General features: G+C 61.0%; 22 protein-coding genes and 2 tRNA genes. 10 read left to right on the forward strand and 14 right to left on the reverse strand.

Annotation, left to right across the window (positions count from 1 at the left end):
* Positions 1-100: 100 nt before the first annotated feature.
* Positions 101-592 carry a flavodoxin domain-containing protein gene (locus tag ACFQND_RS00950; RefSeq protein WP_371434377.1) on the reverse strand — a complete coding sequence of 164 codons (492 nt, stop codon included), beginning with the start codon at positions 590-592 and terminating at the stop codon, positions 101-103.
* 134 nt (positions 593-726) lie between these two features.
* Here ACFQND_RS00950 and ACFQND_RS00955 point away from each other — a divergent pair, with 134 nt between their 5' ends.
* The 3 genes from ACFQND_RS00955 to boxB all read left to right on the forward strand — a co-directional run bounded on the left by ACFQND_RS00955 (position 727) and on the right by boxB (position 4,852).
* A complete protein-coding gene (locus ACFQND_RS00955) occupies positions 727-1,617 on the forward strand; it encodes a helix-turn-helix transcriptional regulator (protein ID WP_371434376.1) in 891 nt (296 codons plus the stop codon).
* Positions 1,614-3,317 (forward strand): 2,3-epoxybenzoyl-CoA dihydrolase, encoded by a 1,704-nt coding sequence (boxC, locus tag ACFQND_RS00960; RefSeq protein ID WP_371434375.1) that lies wholly within the window; start codon positions 1,614-1,616, stop codon positions 3,315-3,317. The genes ACFQND_RS00955 and boxC overlap by 4 nt, the downstream gene beginning before the upstream one ends.
* 110 nt (positions 3,318-3,427) lie before the next feature.
* Positions 3,428-4,852, forward strand: a complete 1,425-nt coding sequence (gene boxB, locus ACFQND_RS00965; protein ID WP_371434374.1) for a benzoyl-CoA 2,3-epoxidase subunit BoxB — start codon at positions 3,428-3,430, stop codon at positions 4,850-4,852.
* Between the two features lie 8 nt (positions 4,853-4,860).
* Here boxB and ACFQND_RS00970 read toward each other — a convergent pair whose 3' ends face one another.
* The 4 genes from ACFQND_RS00970 to ACFQND_RS00985 form a co-directional block, all read right to left on the reverse strand.
* Complete coding sequence (locus tag ACFQND_RS00970; RefSeq protein WP_371434373.1) at positions 4,861-5,247, reverse strand: DUF488 domain-containing protein; 387 nt, start codon at positions 5,245-5,247, stop codon at positions 4,861-4,863.
* A gap of 140 nt (positions 5,248-5,387) precedes the next feature.
* Positions 5,388-5,464 (reverse strand) — tRNA-Arg (locus ACFQND_RS00975).
* Between the two features lie 42 nt (positions 5,465-5,506).
* Positions 5,507-5,583 (reverse strand) — tRNA-Pro (locus tag ACFQND_RS00980).
* Between the two features lie 58 nt (positions 5,584-5,641).
* Positions 5,642-6,355 carry a glutathione binding-like protein gene (locus ACFQND_RS00985; RefSeq protein WP_377411952.1) on the reverse strand — a complete coding sequence of 238 codons (714 nt, stop codon included), beginning with the start codon at positions 6,353-6,355 and terminating at the stop codon, positions 5,642-5,644.
* Positions 6,356-6,415: 60 nt separating this feature from the next.
* Here ACFQND_RS00985 and ACFQND_RS00990 point away from each other — a divergent pair, with 60 nt between their 5' ends.
* From ACFQND_RS00990 to ACFQND_RS01010, 5 genes are all read left to right on the forward strand, one after another.
* Entirely contained in the window at positions 6,416-7,114 is a 699-nt protein-coding gene (locus tag ACFQND_RS00990) for a hypothetical protein (RefSeq protein WP_371435429.1), read from the forward strand.
* A gap of 71 nt (positions 7,115-7,185) precedes the next feature.
* The gene (locus tag ACFQND_RS00995; protein WP_371435430.1) at positions 7,186-7,428 is read left to right on the forward strand and encodes a hypothetical protein; all 243 of its coding nucleotides are present in this window, start codon (positions 7,186-7,188) and stop codon (positions 7,426-7,428) included.
* A 21-nt stretch (positions 7,429-7,449) separates the two neighbouring features.
* Positions 7,450-8,298: a fumarylacetoacetate hydrolase family protein gene (locus ACFQND_RS01000; protein ID WP_371435431.1), complete on the forward strand. Its 849-nt coding sequence runs from the start codon at positions 7,450-7,452 to the stop codon at positions 8,296-8,298.
* Between the two features lie 3 nt (positions 8,299-8,301).
* Positions 8,302-8,688 (forward strand): nuclear transport factor 2 family protein, encoded by a 387-nt coding sequence (locus tag ACFQND_RS01005; protein WP_371435432.1) that lies wholly within the window; start codon positions 8,302-8,304, stop codon positions 8,686-8,688.
* Positions 8,685-9,410: a class II aldolase/adducin family protein gene (locus tag ACFQND_RS01010; RefSeq protein WP_371435433.1), complete on the forward strand. Its 726-nt coding sequence runs from the start codon at positions 8,685-8,687 to the stop codon at positions 9,408-9,410. The genes ACFQND_RS01005 and ACFQND_RS01010 overlap by 4 nt, the downstream gene beginning before the upstream one ends.
* 10 nt (positions 9,411-9,420) lie before the next feature.
* Here ACFQND_RS01010 and ACFQND_RS01015 read toward each other — a convergent pair whose 3' ends face one another.
* From ACFQND_RS01015 to ACFQND_RS01030, 4 genes are read right to left on the reverse strand one after another with little or no spacing between them, the layout of a single operon-like run.
* Positions 9,421-10,392: a VOC family protein gene (locus ACFQND_RS01015; protein WP_371435434.1), complete on the reverse strand. Its 972-nt coding sequence runs from the start codon at positions 10,390-10,392 to the stop codon at positions 9,421-9,423.
* Positions 10,389-11,246, reverse strand: coding sequence for a fumarylacetoacetate hydrolase family protein (locus tag ACFQND_RS01020; RefSeq protein ID WP_371435435.1), 858 nt, complete (start codon positions 11,244-11,246; stop codon positions 10,389-10,391). Before ACFQND_RS01020 ends, ACFQND_RS01015 begins: the two co-directional genes overlap by 4 nt.
* Positions 11,247-11,283: 37 nt before the next feature.
* Positions 11,284-12,975: an FAD-dependent oxidoreductase gene (locus ACFQND_RS01025; protein ID WP_371435436.1), complete on the reverse strand. Its 1,692-nt coding sequence runs from the start codon at positions 12,973-12,975 to the stop codon at positions 11,284-11,286.
* A 13-nt stretch (positions 12,976-12,988) separates the two neighbouring features.
* Positions 12,989-13,960, reverse strand: a complete 972-nt coding sequence (locus ACFQND_RS01030) for a Bug family tripartite tricarboxylate transporter substrate binding protein (protein WP_371435437.1) — start codon at positions 13,958-13,960, stop codon at positions 12,989-12,991.
* 105 nt (positions 13,961-14,065) lie between these two features.
* Here ACFQND_RS01030 and ACFQND_RS01035 point away from each other — a divergent pair, with 105 nt between their 5' ends.
* Positions 14,066-14,998 carry a LysR substrate-binding domain-containing protein gene (locus tag ACFQND_RS01035; RefSeq protein ID WP_371435438.1) on the forward strand — a complete coding sequence of 311 codons (933 nt, stop codon included), beginning with the start codon at positions 14,066-14,068 and terminating at the stop codon, positions 14,996-14,998.
* Between the two features lie 128 nt (positions 14,999-15,126).
* On the opposite strand, the gene ACFQND_RS01040 is transcribed toward ACFQND_RS01035, so the two are convergent.
* The 5 genes from ACFQND_RS01040 to ACFQND_RS01060 form a co-directional block, all read right to left on the reverse strand.
* On the reverse strand, positions 15,127-16,386 hold the full coding sequence (locus ACFQND_RS01040) for an acyl-CoA dehydrogenase family protein (RefSeq protein ID WP_371435439.1): 1,260 nt from the start codon (positions 16,384-16,386) through the stop codon (positions 15,127-15,129).
* Between the two features lie 32 nt (positions 16,387-16,418).
* Positions 16,419-17,510 carry a phosphotransferase gene (locus ACFQND_RS01045; protein WP_371435440.1) on the reverse strand — a complete coding sequence of 364 codons (1,092 nt, stop codon included), beginning with the start codon at positions 17,508-17,510 and terminating at the stop codon, positions 16,419-16,421.
* Positions 17,511-17,513: 3 nt separating this feature from the next.
* Positions 17,514-18,239 (reverse strand): Crp/Fnr family transcriptional regulator, encoded by a 726-nt coding sequence (locus ACFQND_RS01050; RefSeq protein ID WP_371435441.1) that lies wholly within the window; start codon positions 18,237-18,239, stop codon positions 17,514-17,516.
* A gap of 142 nt (positions 18,240-18,381) precedes the next feature.
* On the reverse strand, positions 18,382-19,161 hold the full coding sequence (locus ACFQND_RS01055; RefSeq protein WP_371435442.1) for an oxepin-CoA hydrolase, alternative type: 780 nt from the start codon (positions 19,159-19,161) through the stop codon (positions 18,382-18,384).
* 146 nt (positions 19,162-19,307) lie between these two features.
* A complete protein-coding gene (locus tag ACFQND_RS01060; protein WP_371435443.1) occupies positions 19,308-20,828 on the reverse strand; it encodes a 3-hydroxyacyl-CoA dehydrogenase in 1,521 nt (506 codons plus the stop codon).
* 109 nt (positions 20,829-20,937) lie between these two features.
* Between ACFQND_RS01060 and ACFQND_RS01065 the strand changes: the two genes are divergently transcribed.
* Positions 20,938-23,169 carry a type IV pilus assembly protein FimV gene (locus ACFQND_RS01065; RefSeq protein ID WP_371435444.1) on the forward strand — a complete coding sequence of 744 codons (2,232 nt, stop codon included), beginning with the start codon at positions 20,938-20,940 and terminating at the stop codon, positions 23,167-23,169.
* The last annotated feature ends 7 nt before the right edge of the window (positions 23,170-23,176 follow it).

Raw genomic sequence — 23,176 nt, forward strand, 5'->3', positions numbered from 1 at the left:
GTTGTCTCCGGTGATCGCTGCTGCGACGCTCTTGTTTTGATAGCTGCCTGCGCCTGCCAACCGGGCGCCCTGGCTACTTTTCTTATAGATTCAGTGCGTTTCAGGCGGCCACGGGATGGCTGGCCGTGGCTTCCAGGGCTTCGGCAAGCCACTGGCGGCACCATTCCGTGCCCTCGGTTTCGGGCATGGTGCCGCTGCTGGCATCGTGGCACCAGACCTCGCCGATACGCTGGGCACCCAGGTCCTGCAGGCGCTCGTCGAACTTCTTGCCGCCAAAGCAGAAGGTCTGCATATAAGTGCGGTCACCCAGCGCGATCACGCCGTAGCGGACATGGCCCAGAAACTGCGGTTGTGCGCTCAGGGATTCGTACAGGGCGCGGGCATTGTCGGGCACATCTCCGGACCCGTAAGTCGAGCTGCAAATGAGGTATATCGCATCTTTTGCCTTTTCGGCATCAAAGACGCTGATATCCAGGCCATCCATCAGCTGAACCTCGATATCGCTCACCAGATCGGCGCAGTCCATCTGTATGGCCTGTGCTACATAGTCAGCGGTGCTGGTCATGGTTCCTACAAGGATTTTGAGCTTCATCAGATACCTCCAAGAAAAGATGCAATAAACTGCTTGACATCGAATTAAGCTGAAGTATACTGCAATTTAAATAAAACGCAAAGTCCATCCCGGCCCGGCGTTTAAATTTTCAAAGCAGGTGTTCCTTGGAAACCATGTCTGATCAGGAATCGAAAGCCACGCTCAGCGAATTGGGTGCCCGCGTCCGCGCCTGGCGTGCCCGCCGCGGCATGACCCGCAAGGCGCTGGCATCCGATTCGGGTTTGAGCGAGCGTTTCCTGGCCGACGTGGAGTCGGGCAAGGGCAATGTTTCCATCAACTCCCTTGAAGCCGCCGCCAGGGCGCTGAATATCTCCATTCTTGAGCTGTTGCAGGACGCCCCGCGTCCGGCGCTGGCGCGTGTCCAGGGCCTGCTGGCGCGCCTTGACGATAGTCAGCTCGACCAGGCTTATGGCCTTCTGGGCAGCACTTTTGGCTTGAGCGACTCTTTTGGGCGCGAGCGGCGCGTGGCGCTGATCGGCCTGCGTGGTGCCGGCAAGTCCACCCTCGGCTCGCAACTGGCGGCCGAGCGCGGTGTGCCCTTTATCGAGCTTGACCGTGAAATCGAGCGCGAAGCCGGCACCAGCATGAACGAAATCCTGCTGCTGCACGGCCAGGCCGGTTACCGCCGTTACGAACGGCGCGCACTGTTCCGCATTGCCGAAGACCACCCCGATGGTGTTGTCATGACCACGGGCGGCAGCATTGTCAGCGAGCGTGAAACCTTTGACCTGCTGCAAAGCCGTTTTTACTGCGTCTGGCTCAAGGCCAGCCCCGAAGAACACATGGCCCGCGTTGTCGCGCAGGGCGACATGCGGCCCTTCAACACCACACACGGCGCGACCAGCGAAGCGATGGAAGACCTGCGCCGCATCCTGTCCAGCCGTGAAGCCCTGTATGCGCGTGCCGACGCGGTGGTGGACACGGCGGCACGCACCCTCAAGCAAAGCCTGACGGACCTGAAACGGGCCGTCCCTTCAACCGGAAACCCCAAGGAGACAACATGAATGCCATGACTGAACCGCTGTTATTCAAACAGGTCATTGAAGGCCAGGAGCGCGAGATGGTGAGTTTCGCCACGCACCCGGCCAAATACCAGCACTGGACCTTGAGCGTGGACGGCGACGTTGCGCGCCTCAAGCTAGACATCAATGAAGACGGCGGCATCAAGCCCGGCTACAAACTCAAGCTCAACAGCTACGACCTGGGCGTGGACATCGAGCTGCACGACGCGATCAACCGCATCCGTTTTGAACACCCGGCTGTCAAGGTGGTGGTGTTTGAATCCGGCAAGGAAAAAATCTGGTGCTCCGGCGCCAACATCTACATGCTGGGCCTGTCCACCCACGGCTGGAAGGTCAACTTCTGCAAGTTCACCAACGAAACCCGTAACGGCCTGGAAGACTCCTCGCGCCATGACGGCCTGAAAGCCATCGCATCAGTCACCGGTGCCTGCGCCGGCGGCGGCTACGAACTGGCACTGGCCTGCGACCGCATCATCATGGTGGACGACCGATCTTCCACCGTCAGCCTGCCGGAAGTCCCGCTGCTAGGCGTGCTGCCCGGCACCGGCGGCCTGACCCGCGTGACCGACAAACGCAAGGTGCGCCGCGACCTGGCCGACATCTTCTGCACCACGTCTGAAGGCGTACGCGCCGACCGCGCCAGGGACTGGAAGCTGATTGACGAGCACGCCAAGCCGCAACAGTTCAGCCAGCTGCTTGCTACTGAAATAGAAGCGCTCCGCGCGCAATCGACAAGGGCTGCAGGCTCAAAAGGCATTGAATTGACGGCCCTGAAGCCGCTGATAGACGATGCCGGCTACCACTACAGCACGGTCGATGCCGCCGTTGACCGGACCAGCCGCATCGCCACGATCACCGTCAAGGCGCCTGCCGCAGCGATTGAGTCCACACCCGTCGCGATTGAAGCCGCTGGCGCCGCCTGGTACCCGCTCCGGATGCAGCGTGAACTCGATGACGCGATCCTGAACCTGCGCACCAACGAACTTGAAGTCGGCACCTGGGTCATCAGGACGCAGGGCGATACCGGCCAGATCATCCGCATGGACGAGGTGCTGGCCAAGCTGAAAGACCACTGGCTGGTAAAAGAAACCACGGGCGCCTTGCGCCGTACGCTGGCGCGACTGGACGTGACCAGCCGCTCGCTGATCGCGCTGGTGGATTCGGGTTCGTGTTTTGCCGGCACGTTCTACGAGCTGGCCCTGGCCTGCGACCGTATTTACATGCTGGACCTGCCGGATTCGCCCGACGCCGCGCCAGCGCTGCAACTGAGCGCCGCCAACTTTGGCTGGTTCCCGGCGGTCAACGGCCTGACGCGCCTGCAAACCCGCTTCTGCGAAGACGACGCAACCATCACGCAACTCAAAAACCTAGGTGACAGCCCCTTGCGCGCCGACCAGGCCCTGGCGCTCGGTCTTGTCACGCTGACGCCGGACGACATCGACTGGGAAGACGAGATCCGCATCATGCTGGAAGAACGTGCCAGCCTGTCGCCGGACGCGATGACGGGCATGGAAGCTTCGCTGCGTTTTCCCGGCAAGGAAACCATGGAAACGCGCATCTTTGGCCGCCTGTCGGCCTGGCAGAACTGGATTTTCATCCGGCCGAATGCGGTAGGTGAAGACGGTGCCCTCAAACTTTTCGGCACGGGCAAAAAAGCGAAATTCGATTGGAAGCGCATTTAAAGCATCAATCCACCGTTCGGGCTGAGCCTGTCGAAGCCTTTCTCCGATGTACCTGTTGCACGGACACTTCGACAAGCTCAGTGCGAACGGATACATCTTAAGGAAACATCATGAGCACCATAGACCTGCAAGCCCTGATTCCCAATAACGTTTACCTGGGCGAAAACCGCCAGCTCCAGCGCGCGCTGGAACACTGGCAACCCGCCTTCCTGAACTGGTGGGAAGAAATGGGCCCCAGCGACTTTAAGGCCAAGGAAGTTTATTTGCGCACGGCCGTCGGCGTGGACGCTTCGGGCTGGGCCAGCTACGGCTACACGCCCATGCCGGATTACCGTTGGGGCATTTTCCTGGCCGACAAGGAAGAGGGCCGCAAGATAGGCTTTGGCGACCACATGGGCCAGGACGTCTGGCAGGACGTGCCCGGCGAGTACCGCAGCACCTTTCGCCGCCTGATCGTCACGCAGGGCGACACCGAGCCTGCATCCGTCGAGCAGCAGCGCCTGCTGGGCCATACCGCGCCTTCTTTGTACGACCTGCGCAACCTGTTCCAGGTCAACGTCGAAGAAGGGCGCCACCTCTGGGCCATGGTCTACCTGCTGCACGCGCACTTTGGCCGCGATGGCCGCGAAGAGGCCGAAGAACTGCTGATGCGCCACAGTGGCGATGCTGACAAGCCGCGCATCCTGGGCACCTTCAACGAGCCCATGGACAACTGGCTGTCCTTCTTCATGTTCACCTACTTCACCGACCGTGACGGCAAGTTCCAGCTGAAATCGTTTGCCGAATCGGCATTCGACCCGCTGGCCCGCACCACACGTTTTATGCTGACTGAAGAAGCGCACCACATGTTTGTAGGCGAAACCGGCATTGGCCGTGTCATCAAACGCACGCTGGAAGTCATGAAGGAGCTGGACACGCAAGACCCGGCCACCTTGCGCAAGGCCGGCGTGATCGATTTGCCGACCATACAGAAATTCATGAACTTCTGGTTCACCTCCTCGCTGGACCTGTTTGGTTCGGAAGCGTCGAGCAACGCCGCCAATTACTTCAGCAACGGCATCAAGGGCCGGCCCGACGAGGCCAAGTTTGCCGACCACGTCGAGCTGGAAAGCGAAATGAGCATCCAGGTGCCGGACGGCAAGGGCGGCATGAAGAGCGAGACGATTTCAACCCGCAACGGCATGAACGAAATCACCCGCATGGAATACGTCAAGGACTGTAATATCGGCGTGACACGCTGGAACATGGGCATCAAACGCGCGGGTGTTGACTTTGAATTGAGCCTGCCTTCAACGCGCTTTCGCCGGCAGGTCGGCGTCTGGGCCGGTGCCAATACGGACCCGCAAGGCGTCCCCATCAGTGCCGCTGAGTTTGAAGCGAAAAAAGACCAGTGGCTGCCGACACCGGAAGACACGGCTTTTGTGAAAAGCCTGATGAGCCGCGTCACCGAGCCGGGCAAGATGGCTGCCTGGATTGCGCCGCCGGATCGCGGCATCAATGCCAACCCGATTGAGTACGAGTACGTAAAACTCTAATCAGGTGGTCAACTGATAATGGCCCCCCGATCGCTGAGCAGGCTTCTGAGCAGCGAACGGTGGCAGCGGTTTTCATTCTCGCAATAACAACCCATGGCGAAATTCGCCTGGTGTGACAGCGCAGCCAGCAAGTCCAGGCTGTGGCTGGCATCGGGCTCGTTCATCTCGCTGCGGTACTTTTTGCTGAAAACCGCCCAGTCCTTGTCCGACTCCACGGACTGGCCCAGCTTCATGGTCTCCAGGCTGGGCGCCAGATTCGGGTACCAGACGTCATACCAGTCCTGCGACGCAAACTCCGCCTTGGGCACGCCACGCGGCGGCCTGCGGACAGTGCCTATACGCAAACCTTCGTCCTTGCTTCTGGCTGTGCCCAGTCTGACGATCTTCGCGGCCATAGCGCTCTCCTGTTGAATTTGTGCATTCGATTGTGAAGCGCTTTGCGGCGCCAGGCGCAGAAATGCCGACGGCAGGCCTGAGTGGCATGGACAGAAGGAGTGTTTTGATGGGCGGAAACCCTGTGCCTGGCACGGTTGCCTGGCCTGTCCGGAGGGGATCGAACCCCCGACCCTCAGCTTAGAAGGCTGATGCTCTATCCAACTGAGCTACGGACAGATATAAAAAAAGCCCACATAGTGAGCTTTTTTAATGGATTCATGGTCGGAGTACAAGGATTCGAACCTTGGACCCCCTGGTCCCAAACCAGGTGCGCTACCAGACTGCGCCACACTCCGACAAGTCAATTATTATAGCCCGAACAAAAGCCGCTGTTTGCGTATGGGTTCAAAAAAATTAACGTTTTCCGTGCTGCCCATACTGTGTTTTGCCAAACAGGATGTCGCGTTCCTTGTCGCCGGTCAGGGGTTTTCGCAAATCGGCCAGCACCTTGACACCGCGTTGCACCGCCGGGCGCGCGCCCACAAGGTCAAACCATTTTTTCAAATGTGGGTAGTCGGCCCAGTCAATGCCCTGGTTTTCCCAGCTGCGCAGCCAGGGGAAGATGGCCACATCTGCAACCGTGTATTGGTTGCAGGCGATGAATTTGCTGCTTGCAAGCTGTTTGTCCATCACGGCATAGAGCCGTTTGGCTTCATTGGTGTAACGATCAACGGCATAACCGATTTTTTCCGGCGCGTACATGCGGAAGTGATGGGCCTGGCCCAGCATGGGGCCGACGCCGCCCATCTGGAACATCAGCCATTGCAGCACCTGGAATTTCAGGCGATCGGTTTTCGGCAGCAGCTTGCCGGTTTTGGCGGCCAGGTAAAGCAGGATCGCACCTGATTCAAAAAGGGCAATCGGTTTGCCGTCCGGCCCGTCCGGGTCCACCAGCGCCGGGATCTTGTTGTTCGGGCTGATGGCGAGGAACTCGGGTTTGAACTGGTCCCCGGCGCCTATGTTGACCGGAAATACCTCCCAGTCGCGCCCCAGGCGCAGGCCGCATTCCTCCAGCATGACATGGACCTTGTGGCCGTTGGGTGTGGGCCATGAATAAACTTTGATCACTGGTTTTTCCTTTGCTAACCACTATGATGTTTGTCGCACTTTAAGAGAAAACCCCAAACCATGTTTGATCGACTCAAAAAGGTCTTCAGTGCCCAGGACAAGCCTGACGCGGCGCCAGACGTAAAAGCCGCCGGCCTGCCGGACGCTGTCTCCGAATGGGCAAGCGCGCAGGGGTTTTCATTTACTGGTTTTGGCGAAGGCAAGGGCTTTTCAATGACGGGCCAGGTGTCCGGCAAGTCCTGGAAAATGGAGCGCGGCCGCTCCTCGCGCGACTACATCCGCGGCGAAGAGCTGCGTGCGCGTGCCGAGCTCAGGATCAATGACGATGTATCGGTCCTGATCATGAACCGGCCGCTGAAGGAAGCGCTTGAGAAAAAGGCCTACCAGATGTACACGGACACGCTGCAAACCACGGCCGATCCCAGCCTGCCCGAGGAAATGCGTTGGCTGGCGATGTACCCTGAAGTCGGCTGGGACAGTTTGCCGAGGGTCTTTTGGGACCGTTATTCGGTACTGGCTGACCAGCGCGAGCACGCCCTGGCATGGCTGGACCTGAATCTGGCCGAATTGCTGATGCTGTGGCCGGAGCCCGCGCCGGACAAGCAGGTGCCGTTCATGCTGATGCTGCTGCGCGGCAAGGGCTATTTGCGCATGCAGTACACGCCGGCGAACATACCCACGCTGGAGCACGCAGCGCTGATCTTCACCAGCGCCTGCGAATCGGCTGTTGCGGGCCTGACAACCGATATTTCGCTCTGAATAAAGCATTCAATCGGGCCTTGGCCGCCTGAATATGGGCGCAACCAGCTCCTGAAAAGATAGCAAACAGGGTGATTTCACAAGGCGACGATTTCATCACGCAGAACCATGCGGCGCGATCACCCGATACCGTGCTGCGCGACCGCGACGGCACGCTGGAAAAAATCATTCGCAGCGCAGCGGCTGACGCCGTGCTGCTCGGACCTGACCGCTATGTGCTGGGCTATGTGGACAATCGCAGCAGAGACAGCAAGGTTCGTGTGCAGGGCCTGCTGGCGCAATACGCACGTCATACGCCAACACTTTCCTTCTGAAATTTTTAAACGAAAGACGCCATGAAAATCATCAGCTTTAGCCATCAGAAAAAATCACGCTGGGGCGTGGTCAACGAGGGTGTAGTTCTGCCATTGAACAGCAGCCAGTACCCGACCCTGCTCAGCGCGCTGCGGGCGGAAAAACTCCAGGAAATCGCCGCATCGGCCAACAGTGCCGCAAGGATTCTGCTGGACCAGGTTGAGTTCCTGCCGGTGATCCCGGAGCCCGGAAAAATCTTCTGCGTTGGCCACAACTATGAAGAGCACCGTGTTGAGACCGGTCGCGATCCGACCAGGTTCCCGCTGCTTTTCATGCGTGTGGGGGAGTCGCAGGCCGGCCACCAGCAACCCATCCTCATGCCAGCAGAATCAACCCAGCTGGACTACGAAGGCGAGATAGCCGTCGTCATCGGGAAGGCAGGGCGCCGTATCGCCGAAGCGGATGCATGGAATTACGTGGCTGGTTACAGCGCGTATAACGACGGCTCGGTCCGCGACTGGCAAAAACACACCCTGCAATTCACCGCGGGAAAAAATTTCACAGGCACCGGCGCGTTTGGCCCGTGGATGGTCACGCGCGACGAGATTGCCGATGGTGAAGAACTGACGCTGGAGACACGCCTGAACGGCCGGGTCATGCAGCGCACCACGACTGCTGCCATGATTTTCAGCATCCCGGTGCTGATTGAATACATCTCGACCTTCACATCGCTGCAGCCGGGCGACGTGATCGTGACCGGCACGCCGGGCGGTGTGGGCGCAAAACGTGTGCCGCCGGTCTGGATGAAGCCCGGCGACAAGGTCGAGGTCGAAGTCGGCAAGGTTGGTGTGCTGGTCAACAGCATTGCCGCTGACGCGACGAGGTTTTAAGCCATGGCAAGCCCGGACGAACAAGGCCTGCTTGCAGCCGAAGAAGCCAGGCGCCTGGCGATGCTGGCGAATGACACCGCAAAGCTGGATGCGCTGTTGTCGGATGGTTTGGTCTATGTCCATTCCAGCGGCGGCAAGGACAGCAAGCAGAGTTATCTGCAAAAAATCTCCACCGGCGTTTTGCTTTATGAGTCGCTGGAGTTCATAACGCCAGTGGCGCGTGTGATCGGTATGGCCGGGCTGGTTACGGCTGGCATGCGGGCCACCGTATCGGGCAGCAATAGCCAGCGCCGCAATATCGCCAGCACCTATCTGGCGGTATGGGAACACGGCGCTTCGGGCTGGGTGCTGCAACTGGTGCAGGCCACGCCCCTGCCGGCCGCATCATGAGCTGGCCCGCCGCACCCGATCCTGCGCTGGTCCGGCAACTGGTGCTGGCCAACCGCATCCTCTACGCCCGGGGCGTGGTTGATGGTTTTGGCCACGTCAGCGTGCGCCACAACAGCGCGCCCGGCGTATTCCTGCTGTCGCGCAGCCGCGCGCCTGCGCTGGTGGTTGAAAGCGACATCGGTTGCTACGACCTGCAGGGCGAGCCCCTGGGCGAAGTGCAGGGCAATCCGTACCTCGAACGTTTTATCCACAGCGAGATTTACCGCGTACGGCCGGACGTTGTTGCCGTGGTGCACAGCCATTCACCCAGCGTCATTCCTTTTGGCATCACGGGTCAGCGCCTGCGGCCTGTGTTTCATATGTCGGGCTTTCTCGGCAGCGGATCGGCGCATTTCGAGATTCGTGACAGTGCCGGTGAGAGTGACCTGCTGATACGCAGCCCCGAACTGGGCAAGGCATTGGCAAGCGCCATGGGCAATTGCGCCTGTGTGTTGATGCGCGGCAATGGCAGTACGGTGGCGGGTAGCTCGCTTGAGCAGGCGGTCTACCGTGCCGTCTATACCGAGGTCAACGCCAGGCTGCAGGCCGAAGCCATGAAACTCGGGACGGTCACTTACCTGACCGAGACCGAGGGTGCGCTGGCTGCGGCCAGCAATGATGCCCAGATAGGCCGTGCCTGGGCCTTGTGGGAGCACGAACTGGGTCTGTCGGCGCCACCCTGAACCTGTGCGCTCACGCCGGCGCTGTGTGCTCGGTATTGACCACAAACCATTCCGGCACGGCAGGGCCCCAGAGGTAAAACGAATCTTCGGGTGCATAGTCGCCGGACACCCAATCCTTTGCCGGTGACACAAAGTCGATGTCAAAGGAGTACTCCGCAAAACTTCCCCAGGGGTCGCGCGCGTAGTAAAAGTAGTTGGAGCCCAGCACATGGCGGCCCACGCCCCAGCCTTCGGTGAAACCGGCGATGCGCAACTGCTCGCTGCCTTCGCCAACCTCGTCCAGGCTGCCGACGTCCCAACTGGTGTGGTGCAGTCCGGCACCGTCTGATTTGACAAAGGCCAGCAGATGGTGGTCGCTGCCGTGCGGCGTGTGCATGAAGGCGACCAGGTCGCCGGATCGGTCCGACAGGCGTAGGCCAAGCACTTCCTCGCAGAAGGCCAGCATGCGTGAGACGTCGGGCGTGAACAACAGCACATGCGACAGCCAGCGCGGAAAGACTTTGGCAGACCGGCTGCGTGCTGGTGCCATGGCTTCGCGCCGCGCTTCGGGCCGGGCCGGGGCAGAGGGGGTTTTCGCGCTGGGCGATACCTTGTCTGCCACGATGAATTGCATGGCGACGCCGTCCGGGGAACGCAGCCACAGTCCGTCACCAGAGCTCAGCGGATGCGGCTCGCAGGCGATGCCCAGGGCTTCAATCTTTTGCCGGAAAGCGTCAATGTCTTCTGCGTAAATGCCAAAGCGTATGTATTGCAGCGCCTTGGCCTGCCCGTTTGCAAATACGCTCATCCAGCAGTGCGGGTGACCATGGGTGTAAAGGTCGACCTGCTGGCCTGAGCGTTTTACTTCCAGCCCGAAGGCGGTGTAGAACTTCTCGGCTGCTGCTATTTCGGGCACGCTGAACACGACCCGGTCCACCGAATGGACGGCCATCACGCCGGCGCGCCGCGACGTCGTGTTGGCCGGGACAGCTGCGGGGCTCATTGCTCGTCCGCCACTAGGTTGCTCAGAATCCCCAGGCCTTCAATTTCGACCTCACACACGTCGCCGTGTTTCATGAATAGTTGCGGTTTGCGGGCAACGCCTACACCTGAAGGTGTGCCTGTAACGATGACGTCGCCGGGTTGCAGGCAAACCGCCTCGCTGAGCAAATGGACCAGCGTGGCCACGTCAAAAATCAGGGAGGATGTGGATGCATCCTGCACAACAGCGCCGTTCAGCCGGGTCTGGATTTTCAGGCCCGTGGCGCCTGGCGGCAATTCATCGCTGGTGACAAAGAAGGGGCCGAAGGCGCCGGTGTCGTCAAAGTTTTTGCCGATCGTCCACTGTGCAGACTTGCGCTGGTAGTCGCGTATGGATGCGTCGTTGAAGATGGAATAACCGGCGACGTGCTCAAGCGCCTTCTCTTTGCTGATGTAGCGGCCGGGTTTTCCGATAACGGCAACCAGCTCGCCTTCGTAGTCCAACTGCGTGGAAACTTTGGGCCGGATGATGGGCGCGCCGTGGCCCATCATGCTGTCGTTAAAGCGCGAGAAGATGGCCGGGTAGGTGGGGATCTCAAAACCGCTTTCGACGGAATGGTCCACATAGTTCAGGCCTATGCAGAAAATCCGGCCGGGGTTGTCGAAGGGCGGCAGGTAGTCGATTTTTGCAAGATCAATCGCAGCGCCCTTGCGCAGGGCCTCTGCGGCTTTTGCGAAAGCGTCCGGTCCCTGCTTGACCAGCGACTGCAATGAGCCGGGATAACCGGCGTCGCTTGCCAGCAGCCCGGTAAAGGTCTTGCCGTCGCCGACCGCCAGGCCCTGTTGTAGGCCTTGCCTGAAATTGAGGAATTGCATGTTGGTGTTCTTTCTGTAGTGATTTGATGGGGATGTGTCAGGCGGCGTTGAGCTGCTGGCCCGTATGGACCTTGCGTGCACAGGCCATGGCCAGCAGGCCCGCGGCATCTGCGCCTGCGTCGCCGCGCCATGCGATATGGTGGTCGGGGCGAACCAGCACGCGATCCGCGCCATACAGGGCATGCGCCTCTGCGCTGTCGCAGTACAGCACTTCCAGCGGCACGCCCATGGCGGCTGCGGCCTCTTGCCAGCGTGCGCCGTCAGCCTGCGCCGCTGCCCGGCCCTTGCCGGTAAAACACAGCAGGGTGTAGTCACGGCCAAACAGGTCGAAGATGGATTTTCCATCGAGCCAGATATGCGGCGCACGTGCGCCCGGCCTGGCCGAAGGGATGTAGTTATTGGGCTGGTCCGCCGTGGGCGCTTCAGGCTCGCGGGCCACGATGGGGCTGCCCTCATAACGCAGGCCAAGCTGCAGGCCGGGAATGTTGAACTCGTTGCGCACATGCTGGCTCAGGGCATGACCCAATTTTTCACGCACCAGCGCGGCGTCGGCGCCGTCTTCATCCACATTGGCCGGGACCTTGATGCTGCCTATGCTGTCGGCCATGGAGCGGGCGAAGGCCGTGTTTCTGTGGCCTATGGGTTTGCGTTCGGCTTCATAGGAATCAAGCAGTTTTTCGGAAGCCCATCCCTGCACAACGGCGGCGAGTTTCCAGCCCAGGTTGACGGCGTCGTCCACGCTGGTGTTGTAGCCCATGCCGCCGGTTGGCGTGAAAAGATGCGCTGCATCGCCGGCTATAAATGCGCGGCCTTTTGAGAAACTGTCGGCAACCAGGGTGAAGCCGGCTTGCCAGGGCGCGACGGCGATCAGTTCAAAATCGAAGGGCGCGCCCATGGCGGCGAACATGGCCGGTTTGAAGTCCACGGATTCGGGCGTTTGCCCTGGCTGCAACTGTATGCAGAACAGGAACTTGTCGATGCCGTCAATGGCGATCAGCAGGCCGCGCTGAACGGCATTGACGGCCCAGTATTGCCAGGCGCGTTTTTTACCCAATACCTGGTAGAGGGTTTGCGAGCTGAAAAACACCGACAGCATTTGCCCGCCGAAGAAGTCGCGTGCCTCCTCGCTCTGGCCGCTGTAGCGTATGCCGCAGGTTTTACGCACCAGGCTGCGTGGCCCGTCACAGCCCACGACGTAGCGCGCTGTGAGTTCCATCTGCTCGCCGTTCACCGTGTGGCGTGCCTGGATGGTGACGCGCTGCTCCTCCTGTGAAACAGTGCTGGCCTGCCAGCCAAGCATCAGTTTCACCGACTCGTATTGCTGCGCCTGCTCGCGCAGCACGGGTTCAATGAACATCTGCTGGCTGCGGTGCGGCAGCTCCGGCGTTGGCCAGGACTCTTCACCGTAGTCGCCAAACGAGGAGCGATTGAGTGCCTCGGCGCGGGACGGAATGGAAAAGCGTGTCAGCTCCCTGCCGGCCAGGGTGGTGCAGTACACGACGTCCTGCGGGTGGTCCGGGACCAGGCCCAGGGCGCGGATCTTCTGCGCAAAACCGCGGCGCCGGTAGTGCTCCATGGTGCGGGAGGATGTGGCGTTGGCCTTGGGAAAATCGGGCGCTGCAACGTCCTCTTCCAGCACCACGCAATCCACCCCACGGCAGCCCAGTTCAATGGCCAGCATCAGGCCTGCAGGGCCACCGCCCACAATGGCAACGTCGGTCGTTTTCATTCCCGGTTTGACCTTAATCTGCGCTGGCGCCAGTACGTTTGACCATCTCGGCATACGACACGGTATCCACGTCAATGACTTTTGATACATCGGCTGGTGTGGTTTGCCATGGCACAAATCCGAAGCCTGAAAACTTCTCAACCACATCGGCCTGCTTGAGCGCCTCGTTGAGGCTGCGGTTCAGCGTGCCTGTAACTGCGGCTGGCGTGCCCTTGGGGGCCATCAGGGCTACCCATGTGTTGGCCACCAGGGGTTTGGGTCCACCCGATTGTTCAAAGGTCGGGATGTCCGGAAGGTTGCTGGAGCGCACCGTGTCAACGATGGCGATAAAACGCAGCTTGCCGGCCCGCAGCAGGGGGCCGGCGCTGGCAATGCTGCCCAGGGCCCAGTCTACTTCCCCGGTGGCCACGGCGGCGTACAGCTGCGATATTTCCTTGAAGGGCACATGAACCATCTTTGTCCCGGTAGCGGCTTCGATCTGGGCCGCGCCCAGGTGCAGCGGGCCGCCTACGGAATTGGATGCGTAGGTGACCCTGCCCGGCGTGGACGCAGCGGAGATCAGGTCCTTGACGGACTTGATGGGGCTGTTGACGCCGACGGCGATGAAAAACGAGGTTTTGTAGACCCCGCCGACCGGCACGTAGTCCTTTTTGGGGTCGTAAGGCAGTTTCCTGAACAGCGACGGGCTGATGGCCAGGTGGCCTACGTCGGCCAGCAGCAGGTCGTAACCTGTGGGGGCTGCCTGCTTGACGGCGTTGGCTGCCAGAAAGCCATTGGCGCCAGGGCGGGCATCAACCACCACCGGCTGCTTCCAGCTTGCGCCCAGCTTCTCACCGACGATGCGGGCGATGGCGTCGGGGCCGCTACCTGCCGGGAAGGGGGAGATGATGCGCACGGACTGGCTGGGGAAGGTCTGTGCCAGGGCCTGGCTGGCGGCCAGAGCCAGGCCGAGGCCTGCCAGGATGGCGGTAAATCGATGTTTCATGTTGTCTCCAGAGTGTTGTGAATGGCTGGAGTGTGACTGTAGATGCGCTCTAAGAAAACAAAAAGAGTGCAAAATCTTCAATTTGATACCTGTTAAGCATCACTTATGAAGCTGCATCATTTACGCAACCTGGTAGCGGTGGCTGACGCCGGCAGCATTCGTGGAGCCGCGCGCGCGCAAGGGCTGGCGCAGCCGGCCATCACGCGCGGCCTGCGCGACCTGGAAAAGGAACTTGGTGTTCCTTTGCTGGAGCGGCACGGCAAGGGCGTGTCGCTCAACGTGTACGGGCAGTCATTCGTGGTGCGGGCCCGTTCGGTATTGCTGGATGTGGAGCGCGGCCGGCAGGAAATCGAGCAGATCAAGGGCAAGGGCGAAGGCACGGTCAATGCCGGTTTGTCCAGCGCGGTGTTCCTGTCGCTGGTGCCCGAGGTCTACCCGTCGTTTCGAAAGAGCTTTCCGGATGCGCGGCTCAGCCTGGTGGAAGGCCTTTTCCCGGCGCTGGAACCGCAGCTGAAAGACGGTAGCCTGGACTTTTATGTGGGGCCGCGTCCGGTGGGCGAGCTGGACAAGTTCTACACACTGCAGTTGCTGTTTCGCAACCAGCGGGTCGTCGTCGGAAGAAAGGGGCACCCGCTGGCGCATGCGCGCAGCCTGCGTGAACTGATTAATGCCGAATGGATCATGACCGGCGTGAGGCAGCCGGTTGAAGTCGAATTTGAGGAACAGTTCTCTGCGCACGGCTTGCCTGCGCCCAGGTCTGTCACCGAGACCATGACGACCTTGCCCATCGTGGCGCTGCTGACCTCCAGCGACGCGCTGGCTTTCCTGCCGCAGCAGTGGATCAACAGCCCGATATTCAGGGATTCGCTGCAGGAGATCCGGGTCGGGGAGGCGCTGGATGGCCCTGACATTGTGCTCATCAGGCGCAGCGCCATGCCCCTGACGCCGCTTGCCGAGAAACTGGCTGTGTTGTTTGAGCGCGCATCGGGGACGCCGTTTACGGGCCGGGCAACGGGCGCAGCCGGCAGTGCTGTTTAAGCTTGCCTGGGGCCGCCTGGGGGCATAAAAACAGGAAAAACGGCCAGTTTTTATGATGATTTATGCCTCTGGCCACCGTCCTGAGCGCGCGATCAGCTATTGATTTGATAGCGTCCTGGTTGTGCGGCTCAGCTGCCGCGGGTCACCGGCATTTCTACTTCGCCGGGTATCAGCAGGTGTTTGGCCAGCTCCAGCTTGGCCAGCGAGGCGCGGTGCACTTCATCCGGGCCATCGGCCAGGCGCAGGGTGCGCTGGCTGGCATAGGCATAGGCCAGCGGGAAGTCTTCCGACACACCGCCCGCGCCGTGGGCCTGTATGGCCCAGTCGATGATCTTGCAGGCCATGCTGGGGCCGACGACCTTGATCATGGCGATTTCAGCCCTGGCGACCTTGTTGCCCACGGTGTCCATCATGTAGGCGGCCTTGAGTGTCAGCAGGCGCGCCTGCTCGATCATGCAGCGGGATTCGGCAATGCGCTCCTCCCAGACGGACTGGCGCGCAATCGGTTTGCCGAAGGCCACGCGGCTGTTCAGGCGTTTGCACATCAGTTCAAGTGCACGCTCGGCGCTGCCTATGGTGCGCATGCAGTGGTGAATGCGCCCGGGGCCGAGGCGCCCCTGGGCGATCTCGAAACCGCGGCCTTCGCCGAGCAACAGGTTGCTGGCGGGCACGCGCACATTGGTCAGTCGCACTTCCATGTGGCCGTGCGGCGCGTCGTCGTAGCCGAAGACGCTGAGCGGGCGGATGACGGTGATTCCCGGTGTGTTGGCCGGCACCAGTACCATGGACTGCTGCTCGTGGCGGCCGGCGTCAGGGTTGGTCTTGCCCATGACGATGTAGATGGCGCAGCGCGGATCGCCCGCGCCTGACGACCACCATTTCAGGCCGTTGATGACGTAGTCGTCACCGTCACGCACGATGCTGCACTGGACATTGGTCGCATCCGATGAGGCCACTTCGGGCTCCGTCATCAGGAAGGCCGAGCGGATGTCGCCGCGCAGCAGCGGGTCCAGCCACTGATCCTGGTTGGCTTCCGATCCGTAGCGGGCAATGGTCTCCATGTTGCCGGTATCGGGTGCCGAGCAGTTGAACACTTCGGCGGCAAAGGGCACACGGCCCATGATTTCGCACAGCGGCGCGTATTCGAGGTTGGACAGGCCTTCAGGTGCGCGCGGGGAGTGCGGCAAAAACAGGTTCCACAAACCGGCTGCGCGGGCCTTGGGCTTGAGCTCTTCAATCAGGGTGGTAGGTATCCAGGCGTTGCCCCTGGCGCGGTTCTCTGCGATTTCCCTGAAGAAACGGGCTTCATTGGGGTAGATGTGCGCGTCCATGAACGCCAGCAGGCGCGCCTGGAGTTCCTGTACTTTGGGGGTGTAGTTGAAGTCCATGAATGCTCCGGGGCGTGTGTGGAGGGCGTGGATCAACCCCGGCTTTTAAGCGCAAAGTCCCAGGCCATCTTTGCCAGCACCGGTGCGCCGGCTGCGGAGGTGACAGCCTGCGCGCTGGAGGCCGTGCCGGCTTCAACCCGTTTGGCAATGCCCTGCAAAATCGCGGCCAGGCGAAACAGGTTGTAGGCCAGGTAGAAGTCCCAGTCGGCCTTGAGCGCCTCAGGCGTTGCAAGGCCTGTGCGCTCGCAGTACAGCCGGATGTAATCGGCCTCCGAAGGAATGCCGAGACCCGGCAGGTCCAGCCCGCCAATGCCGCGAAAGGCGCCGGGTGAAATATGCCAGCCCATGCAGTGGTACGCGAAGTCGGCCAGCGGATGGCCCAAAGTGGAGAGTTCCCAGTCCAGCACGGCCAGCACACGCGGCTCGGTCGGGTGGAACATCAGGTTGTCCAGACGGAAGTCGCCGTGCACGATGGAGACCATGCTTTCATCGCGGGCGCTGGCGGGCATGTTGGCCGGCAGCCATTGCATCAGCTTGTCCATCTCGGGGATGGGTTTGGTGATGGAGGCGACGTACTGCTTGCTCCAGCGGCCGATCTGGCGCTCGAAATAATTGCCGGGTTTGCCGTAGTCGGCCAGGCCGCGTTCGGCAAACTTCACCTTGTGCAGGGCCGAGATCACGCGGTTCATCTCGTTGTAGATCTCGCCGCGCTGGGGTTTGCTCATGCCGGGCAGGGCCTGGTCCCACAGCACGCGGCCGGCGACGAATTCCATCACGTAAAAGGCACGGCCGATCACGGTTTCGTCTTCACACAGGCAATACATTTTGGCCACCGGCACATCGGTGCCCTGCAGTCCGCTCATGACCTTGAACTCGCGCTCGACTGCATGTGCCGACGGCAGCAGTTTGGCCACGGGGCCCGGCTTGGCGCGCATCACGTAGGCGCATGCCGGCGTGAGCAGTTTGTAGGTCGGGTTGGACTGGCCGCCCTTGAACATTTCCACGGTCAGCGGCCCCTGAAAACCTGGCAGGTTTTTCTCAAGATAGGCACTCAGTGCATTGACGTCAAATGCATGCTGGCCGGACACTTCGCGGGTGCCGAGGAAATGGTCAAAGTTGGTCATGGTTTATTTTTCAGTGTCAGCTTCAGAAATGCGCAGCAGCGTTTCGCGGTTTCGCACGACCAGGCCGCCGGGCTCGATACGAATGGCTTCCTCTCGCTCCATGGCCTTGAGTTCCTGGTTCACACGCTGGCGTGATGCGCCCAACAACTGGGCCAGTTCCTCCTGCGCCAGTTGCAGTCCTATGCGCACTTCGCGCCCGTCGCTCAGGCTGGCAACGCCATAGCTGCGCACCAGGTGCAGCAGCTGTTTGGCGAGCCGGGCCCGCAGCGGCAGGGTGTTGAGGTCTTCCACCAGGCCGTAGAGCTGGCGTATGCGGCGTGCGTGCAGGCGCAGCATGGCTTCGTAAAGCTCCACATGCGTGGCGAGTATCTTTTTGAAATCGGCCTTGGCCACGCACAGGACGGTCGTCTCGCCGTGTGCATAGGCGTCGTGCGTGCGGCGGTCGCCGTCGAAGATCGCCACGTCGCCGAACCAGATGCCCGGCTCCACATAGGTCAGTGTGATCTGCTTGCCCGAAATCGAGGTGGAGCTCACGCGCACCGCGCCCTTGGCGCATGCAATCCATTGCTCCGGCGGGTCGCCGCGCGCGGCAATGAGGTCGCCATCCTTGAAACGTTGGACAAAAGCGCATCGAAGTATGTCGTGCCGCAATGAGGGGGACAGGGAAGAAAACCAGCGACCATCATTGATCGCTGAACGTTCGTCTATCGTAAGAATAGGATCGTCCATATGCTGTCTTGTGTGTGACTGGGAAGTGGCTGACAAGATGAACATTGTCGCTTGGGGGACGGCCCCCGGGCCATGTCAAGGCTTCGGGGGTGTCGCATGGGTGTCCGCCCACGGGGCGTGGGCTGCTGCCGGCCTTGCCGGCCTAGCGGTATTGCGGCGTACGCTTTTCCAGGAATGCCGAAATGCCTTCGCCGCCATTGGCATGGTGCAGGTTGCGGACAAAGTGGTCGCGCTCGCTGGCGAGCTGCTGGCTCAGCGTATTGCCGGGCGCATCGTTGATCAGGTCCTTGATGCTGGCCAGTGCGTTGGGCGCACGGGCATTGAGGCGTTCGGCGAGCTTGAACGCATCGCGCAGGGCAGCGCCAGAGGCGGTCACCCGATTGACCAGGCCAAAGTCATGCAGCCGCTGGGCGCTGATGCGCTCGCCGGCCATCAGGAGTTCGCTGGCCAGGGCGCGGGGCAGGGCTCGGGCCAGGCTCCAGCTACCGCCGCCGTCGGGTGACAGCGCCACGGTGCTGTAGGACATCACAAAGACGGCGTTGTCGGCCGCCACGCAGAAGTCACAGGCCAGTGCCAGCGAGAAGCCGGCGCCTGCCGCTGCGCCTTCAACCGCTGCGATCACCGGTTTGGGATAGGTGCGGATCGAATCAATCCAGTTGTGCAGGCCGTCAATGCTTTGGGCCTGTACCTCAGGCAGCTCGCGGCGATTCGCCTGCAGGCGCTGCAGGTTGCCGCCCGCGCAGAACACGGCGCCTTCACCGGTGATCACCACGCTGCGGATGTCCGGATTGTTTTCTGCGGCATTGAGGGCTTCAACCCCGGCGGCATAGATCTCAGGCCCCAGCGCATTTTTGAACTCGGGATTGCTGATTGTCAGGACGAGGGTCTGGCCCTCACTGGTACTTTTGAGTGCGCCTGCCATTTAGTGTTTCCAATGCATCGAAATGAGGGATAAGCAACTGGGTCCCCTTTCAAGTGGGGGCCGTGGAACTGGCTTTGCCAGGCCACAGGCGCCGCCCCCTTGAGGGGGGAGGGTGCGACACGAAGTGAGCATCCAACGGGGGTGTTTCATTCCTCTTCGTGCATCAGGCTCAGGCCGATGGCTCCACGGCGGCGCAGCCATGGGGACGGGCGGTAGCGCTGGTCCCCATAGACGGTTTGCATGTTGAACAGCACTTCCAGGATGTTGGTCGGGCCATAACGGTCGCCCATGGCCAGCGGGCCCATGGGGTAACCCAGACCGAGCGTGACGGCGGTTTCCAGGTCTTTCGGGCTGCATATGCCTTGCTGGCAGATGTCGCTGGCGATGTTCACTATGGTGGCAACCACGCGCTGCGTGACAAAGCCGCCGCTGTCGCGTATCACGCTGACAGCCTTGCCGTCGCGCGCGAACAGGGCATGCGCCGCGTTGCGCATGTCGGTGCGTGTGGCCGGGTTGGTGGCGAGTACGCGCCGTTTGGTGGCGGCATCGTCGATCAGCATGTCAATGCCGACGGTGCGTGCCGGGTCAAGCCGCTCGACAACCGCAACGGTAGTGATGTCAAAACCCAGCGGTGCCACCAGCATCAGGGCCTGCGGCGAGGCGGATTGCCCGGTTTCAATTTTGGCGCCCAGGTCCTTGAGCAGTTGAAGCAGTTCCGAACGCCGCGATGCGCGCGGCGATACCCAGACCGGCGGCATTTCAGCAACCTCGGGGACCGGGGCCTCGGCGGTAGTTTGCATCACACCGTCGGTGTAGCGGTAAAAACCTTCACCGGTCTTGCGGCCAAGCATGCCGCCAGCCAGCCGCTGGGCAGTGATCACGCTGGGGCGATAACGGGCTTCGTCGTAGTACTGGCGGTAGACGGACTCCATGACGGGGTGCGAAACATCAAGTGCGGTCAGGTCCATCAGTTCGAAAGGGCCGAGCTTGAAGCCGACCTGGTCGCGCAGGATACGGTCTATGGTGGCGAAATCGGCAATGCCTTCGCTGACGATGCGCAGTGCTTCGGTGCCGTAGCCGCGACCCGCATGGTTGACGATAAAACCCGGTGTGTCCTGCGCCAGTACCGGTGTGTGCCCCATCTGGCGGGCATAGTCCATCAGGTTGTTGCAGACGGTTGGGCTGGTCTTCAGCCCGGCAATGACTTCCACCACCTTCATCAGCGGAACCGGGTTGAAAAAGTGGTAGCCCGCGAAGCGCCCGGGGTGTTTCAGTTTTGCCGCGATGGCGGTTACGGACAAGGACGAGGTATTGGTTGCCAGCACGGCTTGCGGCGATACCAGGGCTTCCAGTTCGGCAAACAGTGACTGCTTGACATCCAGCCGCTCGACAACGGCCTCGATGACCAGATCGCAGTCGGCCAGTCCGGCCAATGCGTCCAGGGTCAGGACGCGGGCTTTGTGGTCGGCGGCCAGGGCCGGATCGAGCCGGTTTTTGGCTACCAGTTTGTCCCACTGTTCGCTCAGCGCGGCTTTCGCTTTTTCGCCTGCCTGAGGCTGTAGATCAAACAGTTTGACAAGGCTGCCGGCTTGCGCGGCGATTTGTGCAATTCCGCGTCCCATGGCACCAGTGCCAACAACGCCAACGGTTTTGTAAAAGGGTTTCATGGAAAAGTATTATTACGCACGGACAGCGATGTATGGGCTGTGCCAAAATCAGACACATGAACTTACATTCTCCGCTGTGAAAAAAAGAGCAACAGTCCTTGGCTGTCTGATGCTGTTTGCTGCGGCCAGCAGCACAGCCGTGTCGCTGGGACGGCATCGCGGGGCCGCGCTGATAGGCCGGCCGCTGGATATTTCCGTGCAGGCGGTGCTCGACGCACAGGAAGACCCGGCCAGCCTGTGCATCGATGCCGATGTTTTTTATGCGGACAACAAACTGGACAAGTCGCGCGTCCGGGTATCCGCGGAAAAAACATCGCCAGCCACGCAGGATGCGGTTATCCGCATCCGGTCGTCCGTGCCGGTAGACGAGCCGGTGGTGACCCTTTACGTCCGGGTCGGTTGCCAGCAGAAGATTGAAAGACGTTATGTGATGCTGGCGGATCCGGTATCGGACGTGGCCAACCTGCCCGTGTTACCGCAGGCCGCTGGTGCGGCGGGACGGGTTCCTGGCCCCACGGCAACCACGGCAACCCCGGCAACCCCGGCAACCCCGGCATCGCCCGCCGCCGTTGTCGCAAACAATGGGCTGCAAAGCCAGCAAATAGCCGATCCCGCCCCGGCCAAACCGGCTCGCCGCACAAAAGCCCGGACCGCCGCGACTGCGCCCGCGCAGGCTGAACCCGGAAGTGCGTCCAGTGCGGCGACGCCGGAAGTCAAACAAACGACCAGGCGCAAGGGGCAGGCTGCCAAAGACACCAGGGCTGCAGAAAAGGGCAGTGCACGGCTCAAGCTGGAGCCGCTGGACCTGACGATTGACAGGGACCCCCAGTTGCGGCCATCCGCCGAATTGCTCAGCGTGCCCGCGTCCAGTCCGCAGGAGCGTTCTGCCGCTGCGGCGCTCTGGCGTGCCTTGACGGCGCAGCCCCAGGACATCCTGCGGGATGCCGAAAAACTGCAGTCGCTGGAAAATTCGGTGCGCAGCCTGCAGGTTCAAACCCAGAAGAACAGGCAGTCCATTGAGGGACTGGACGGACAGCTGAAGCAGGCCCAATCCGAGCGTTATGCCAATGCGCTGGTGTATACGCTGGTGGCTCTTTTGCTATTGGCGGTGGCCGCGCTGGCGTATCTCTTGCGCCGGGGGACATGGACGCGGAACAGCGGTGTTGACGATTTACCCTGGTGGCGTAAAAACGGGCCCGATGAAAAGGGATGGGCCAATAGCGCGATTGGGGCCGGAATTTTCGCTGCACCGGGGGACGACGAGGTATCGGAGAAAAGCCGGAAGATGGCCAAAAAATCCAAAGGGACCGCGCTGGACCTGGACCTGGATGTCAGCCTGGAGGAGTCCGGCTTTTCAGTGGCCGGACCTGTTTCCCGGCCGCCACTGGATTCATTGCCGCCGCTGTCCCGAAGGGATCGCTCGGACTTTGCCTTGAGCATGACGAATCCGGCGCGGGCCGCCAAGGCCGAGGAGTTGTTTGACGTCCAGCAGCAGGCGGACTTTTTTGTATCCCTTGGCCAGCACGAACAGGCCATAGAAGTGCTGCGCAGCCATATTGACGACAACGACCAGACCAGTGCGCTGGTATATCTCGATCTCTTTAACCTCTATCACCAGCTCAAGCGCCGGGCCGATTACGAAGCTTTACGTGAAAACTTCAACCAGCACTTCAACGCCAAGATACCGGCATTTGATTTTTACACCGACGCCAGTTCCGGCCTTGAGTCCTACCAGGGCGCCTTGACGCGCATTGAGGCCTTGTGGCCCTCCCCCAAAGTGCTCGAAGTGATTGAGGAGTCCATTTTCCGGAGGCCGGATACCAGCGCCGAAGCTTTCGATGTGGAGGCCTATCGAGAGTTGCTGCTTCTGTACGCGGTGGCAAGGGAAATCATCAACCCCGGGGCTGGTTCGGATTCGGGGATGATGAAATTTGATTTGCCGGAGTCAGCGTATGCCCAGGACCGGACCGTGAAGTTTGCCTCGACGTCGATTCAGCCGCTGTCTGCCAGCGTGGTGGAGGACAGGCACCCCGAAAGCCTGGAGAGCCCGCCGCTACTTGAGTCTGTGCTGCCACCAGCCGCCTCGCCGGGGCTGAACCTTGACCTTGACCTGAGCCAGATTGCCGGCGAAAGCGAAGACCCACCCACAAGCACGACTGACTCGGATTTCAATTTCTTTGCGCAATTTGCTGCGGATATTCCGGTCGACCCGCCTGCCAGCGCAAAGGCACAGCCAGAAGTTCAGGCCCCGGCTGCGGGCATTGGCAATTTGATTGACTTCGAGTCGTTCGATTCGCCAGTCAAAGAGGCGAACCAGCCAAAACGCTCACCGAAAGCCTGAAACTGCG

It is taken from the genome of Polaromonas aquatica, assembly GCF_042659145.1.
In the GTDB taxonomy this organism is placed as follows: Bacteria; Pseudomonadota; Gammaproteobacteria; order Burkholderiales; family Burkholderiaceae_C; genus Polaromonas; species Polaromonas aquatica.

Bases quoted from the DNA above. Each gene is read 5' to 3' on its own strand.
- ACFQND_RS00950 (WP_371434377.1), bottom strand. From the start codon at position 592: ATGAAGCTCAAAATCCTTGTAGGAACCATGACCAGCACCGCTGACTAT.
- ACFQND_RS00955 (WP_371434376.1), top strand. From the start codon at position 727: ATGTCTGATCAGGAATCGAAAGCCACGCTCAGCGAATTGGGTGCCCGC.
- boxC (WP_371434375.1), top strand. From the start codon at position 1,614: ATGAATGCCATGACTGAACCGCTGTTATTCAAACAGGTCATTGAAGGC.
- boxB (WP_371434374.1), top strand. From the start codon at position 3,428: ATGAGCACCATAGACCTGCAAGCCCTGATTCCCAATAACGTTTACCTG.
- ACFQND_RS00970 (WP_371434373.1), bottom strand. From the start codon at position 5,247: ATGGCCGCGAAGATCGTCAGACTGGGCACAGCCAGAAGCAAGGACGAA.
- ACFQND_RS00990 (WP_371435429.1), top strand. From the start codon at position 6,416: ATGTTTGATCGACTCAAAAAGGTCTTCAGTGCCCAGGACAAGCCTGAC.
- ACFQND_RS01000 (WP_371435431.1), top strand. From the start codon at position 7,450: ATGAAAATCATCAGCTTTAGCCATCAGAAAAAATCACGCTGGGGCGTG.
- ACFQND_RS01005 (WP_371435432.1), top strand. From the start codon at position 8,302: ATGGCAAGCCCGGACGAACAAGGCCTGCTTGCAGCCGAAGAAGCCAGG.
- ACFQND_RS01010 (WP_371435433.1), top strand. From the start codon at position 8,685: ATGAGCTGGCCCGCCGCACCCGATCCTGCGCTGGTCCGGCAACTGGTG.
- ACFQND_RS01015 (WP_371435434.1), bottom strand. From the start codon at position 10,392: ATGAGCCCCGCAGCTGTCCCGGCCAACACGACGTCGCGGCGCGCCGGC.
- ACFQND_RS01020 (WP_371435435.1), bottom strand. From the start codon at position 11,246: ATGCAATTCCTCAATTTCAGGCAAGGCCTACAACAGGGCCTGGCGGTC.
- ACFQND_RS01025 (WP_371435436.1), bottom strand. From the start codon at position 12,975: ATGAAAACGACCGACGTTGCCATTGTGGGCGGTGGCCCTGCAGGCCTG.
- ACFQND_RS01030 (WP_371435437.1), bottom strand. From the start codon at position 13,960: ATGAAACATCGATTTACCGCCATCCTGGCAGGCCTCGGCCTGGCTCTG.
- ACFQND_RS01035 (WP_371435438.1), top strand. From the start codon at position 14,066: ATGAAGCTGCATCATTTACGCAACCTGGTAGCGGTGGCTGACGCCGGC.
- ACFQND_RS01040 (WP_371435439.1), bottom strand. From the start codon at position 16,386: ATGGACTTCAACTACACCCCCAAAGTACAGGAACTCCAGGCGCGCCTG.
- ACFQND_RS01045 (WP_371435440.1), bottom strand. From the start codon at position 17,510: ATGACCAACTTTGACCATTTCCTCGGCACCCGCGAAGTGTCCGGCCAG.
- ACFQND_RS01050 (WP_371435441.1), bottom strand. From the start codon at position 18,239: ATGGACGATCCTATTCTTACGATAGACGAACGTTCAGCGATCAATGAT.
- ACFQND_RS01055 (WP_371435442.1), bottom strand. From the start codon at position 19,161: ATGGCAGGCGCACTCAAAAGTACCAGTGAGGGCCAGACCCTCGTCCTG.
- ACFQND_RS01060 (WP_371435443.1), bottom strand. From the start codon at position 20,828: ATGAAACCCTTTTACAAAACCGTTGGCGTTGTTGGCACTGGTGCCATG.
- ACFQND_RS01065 (WP_371435444.1), top strand. From the start codon at position 20,938: ATGCTGTTTGCTGCGGCCAGCAGCACAGCCGTGTCGCTGGGACGGCAT.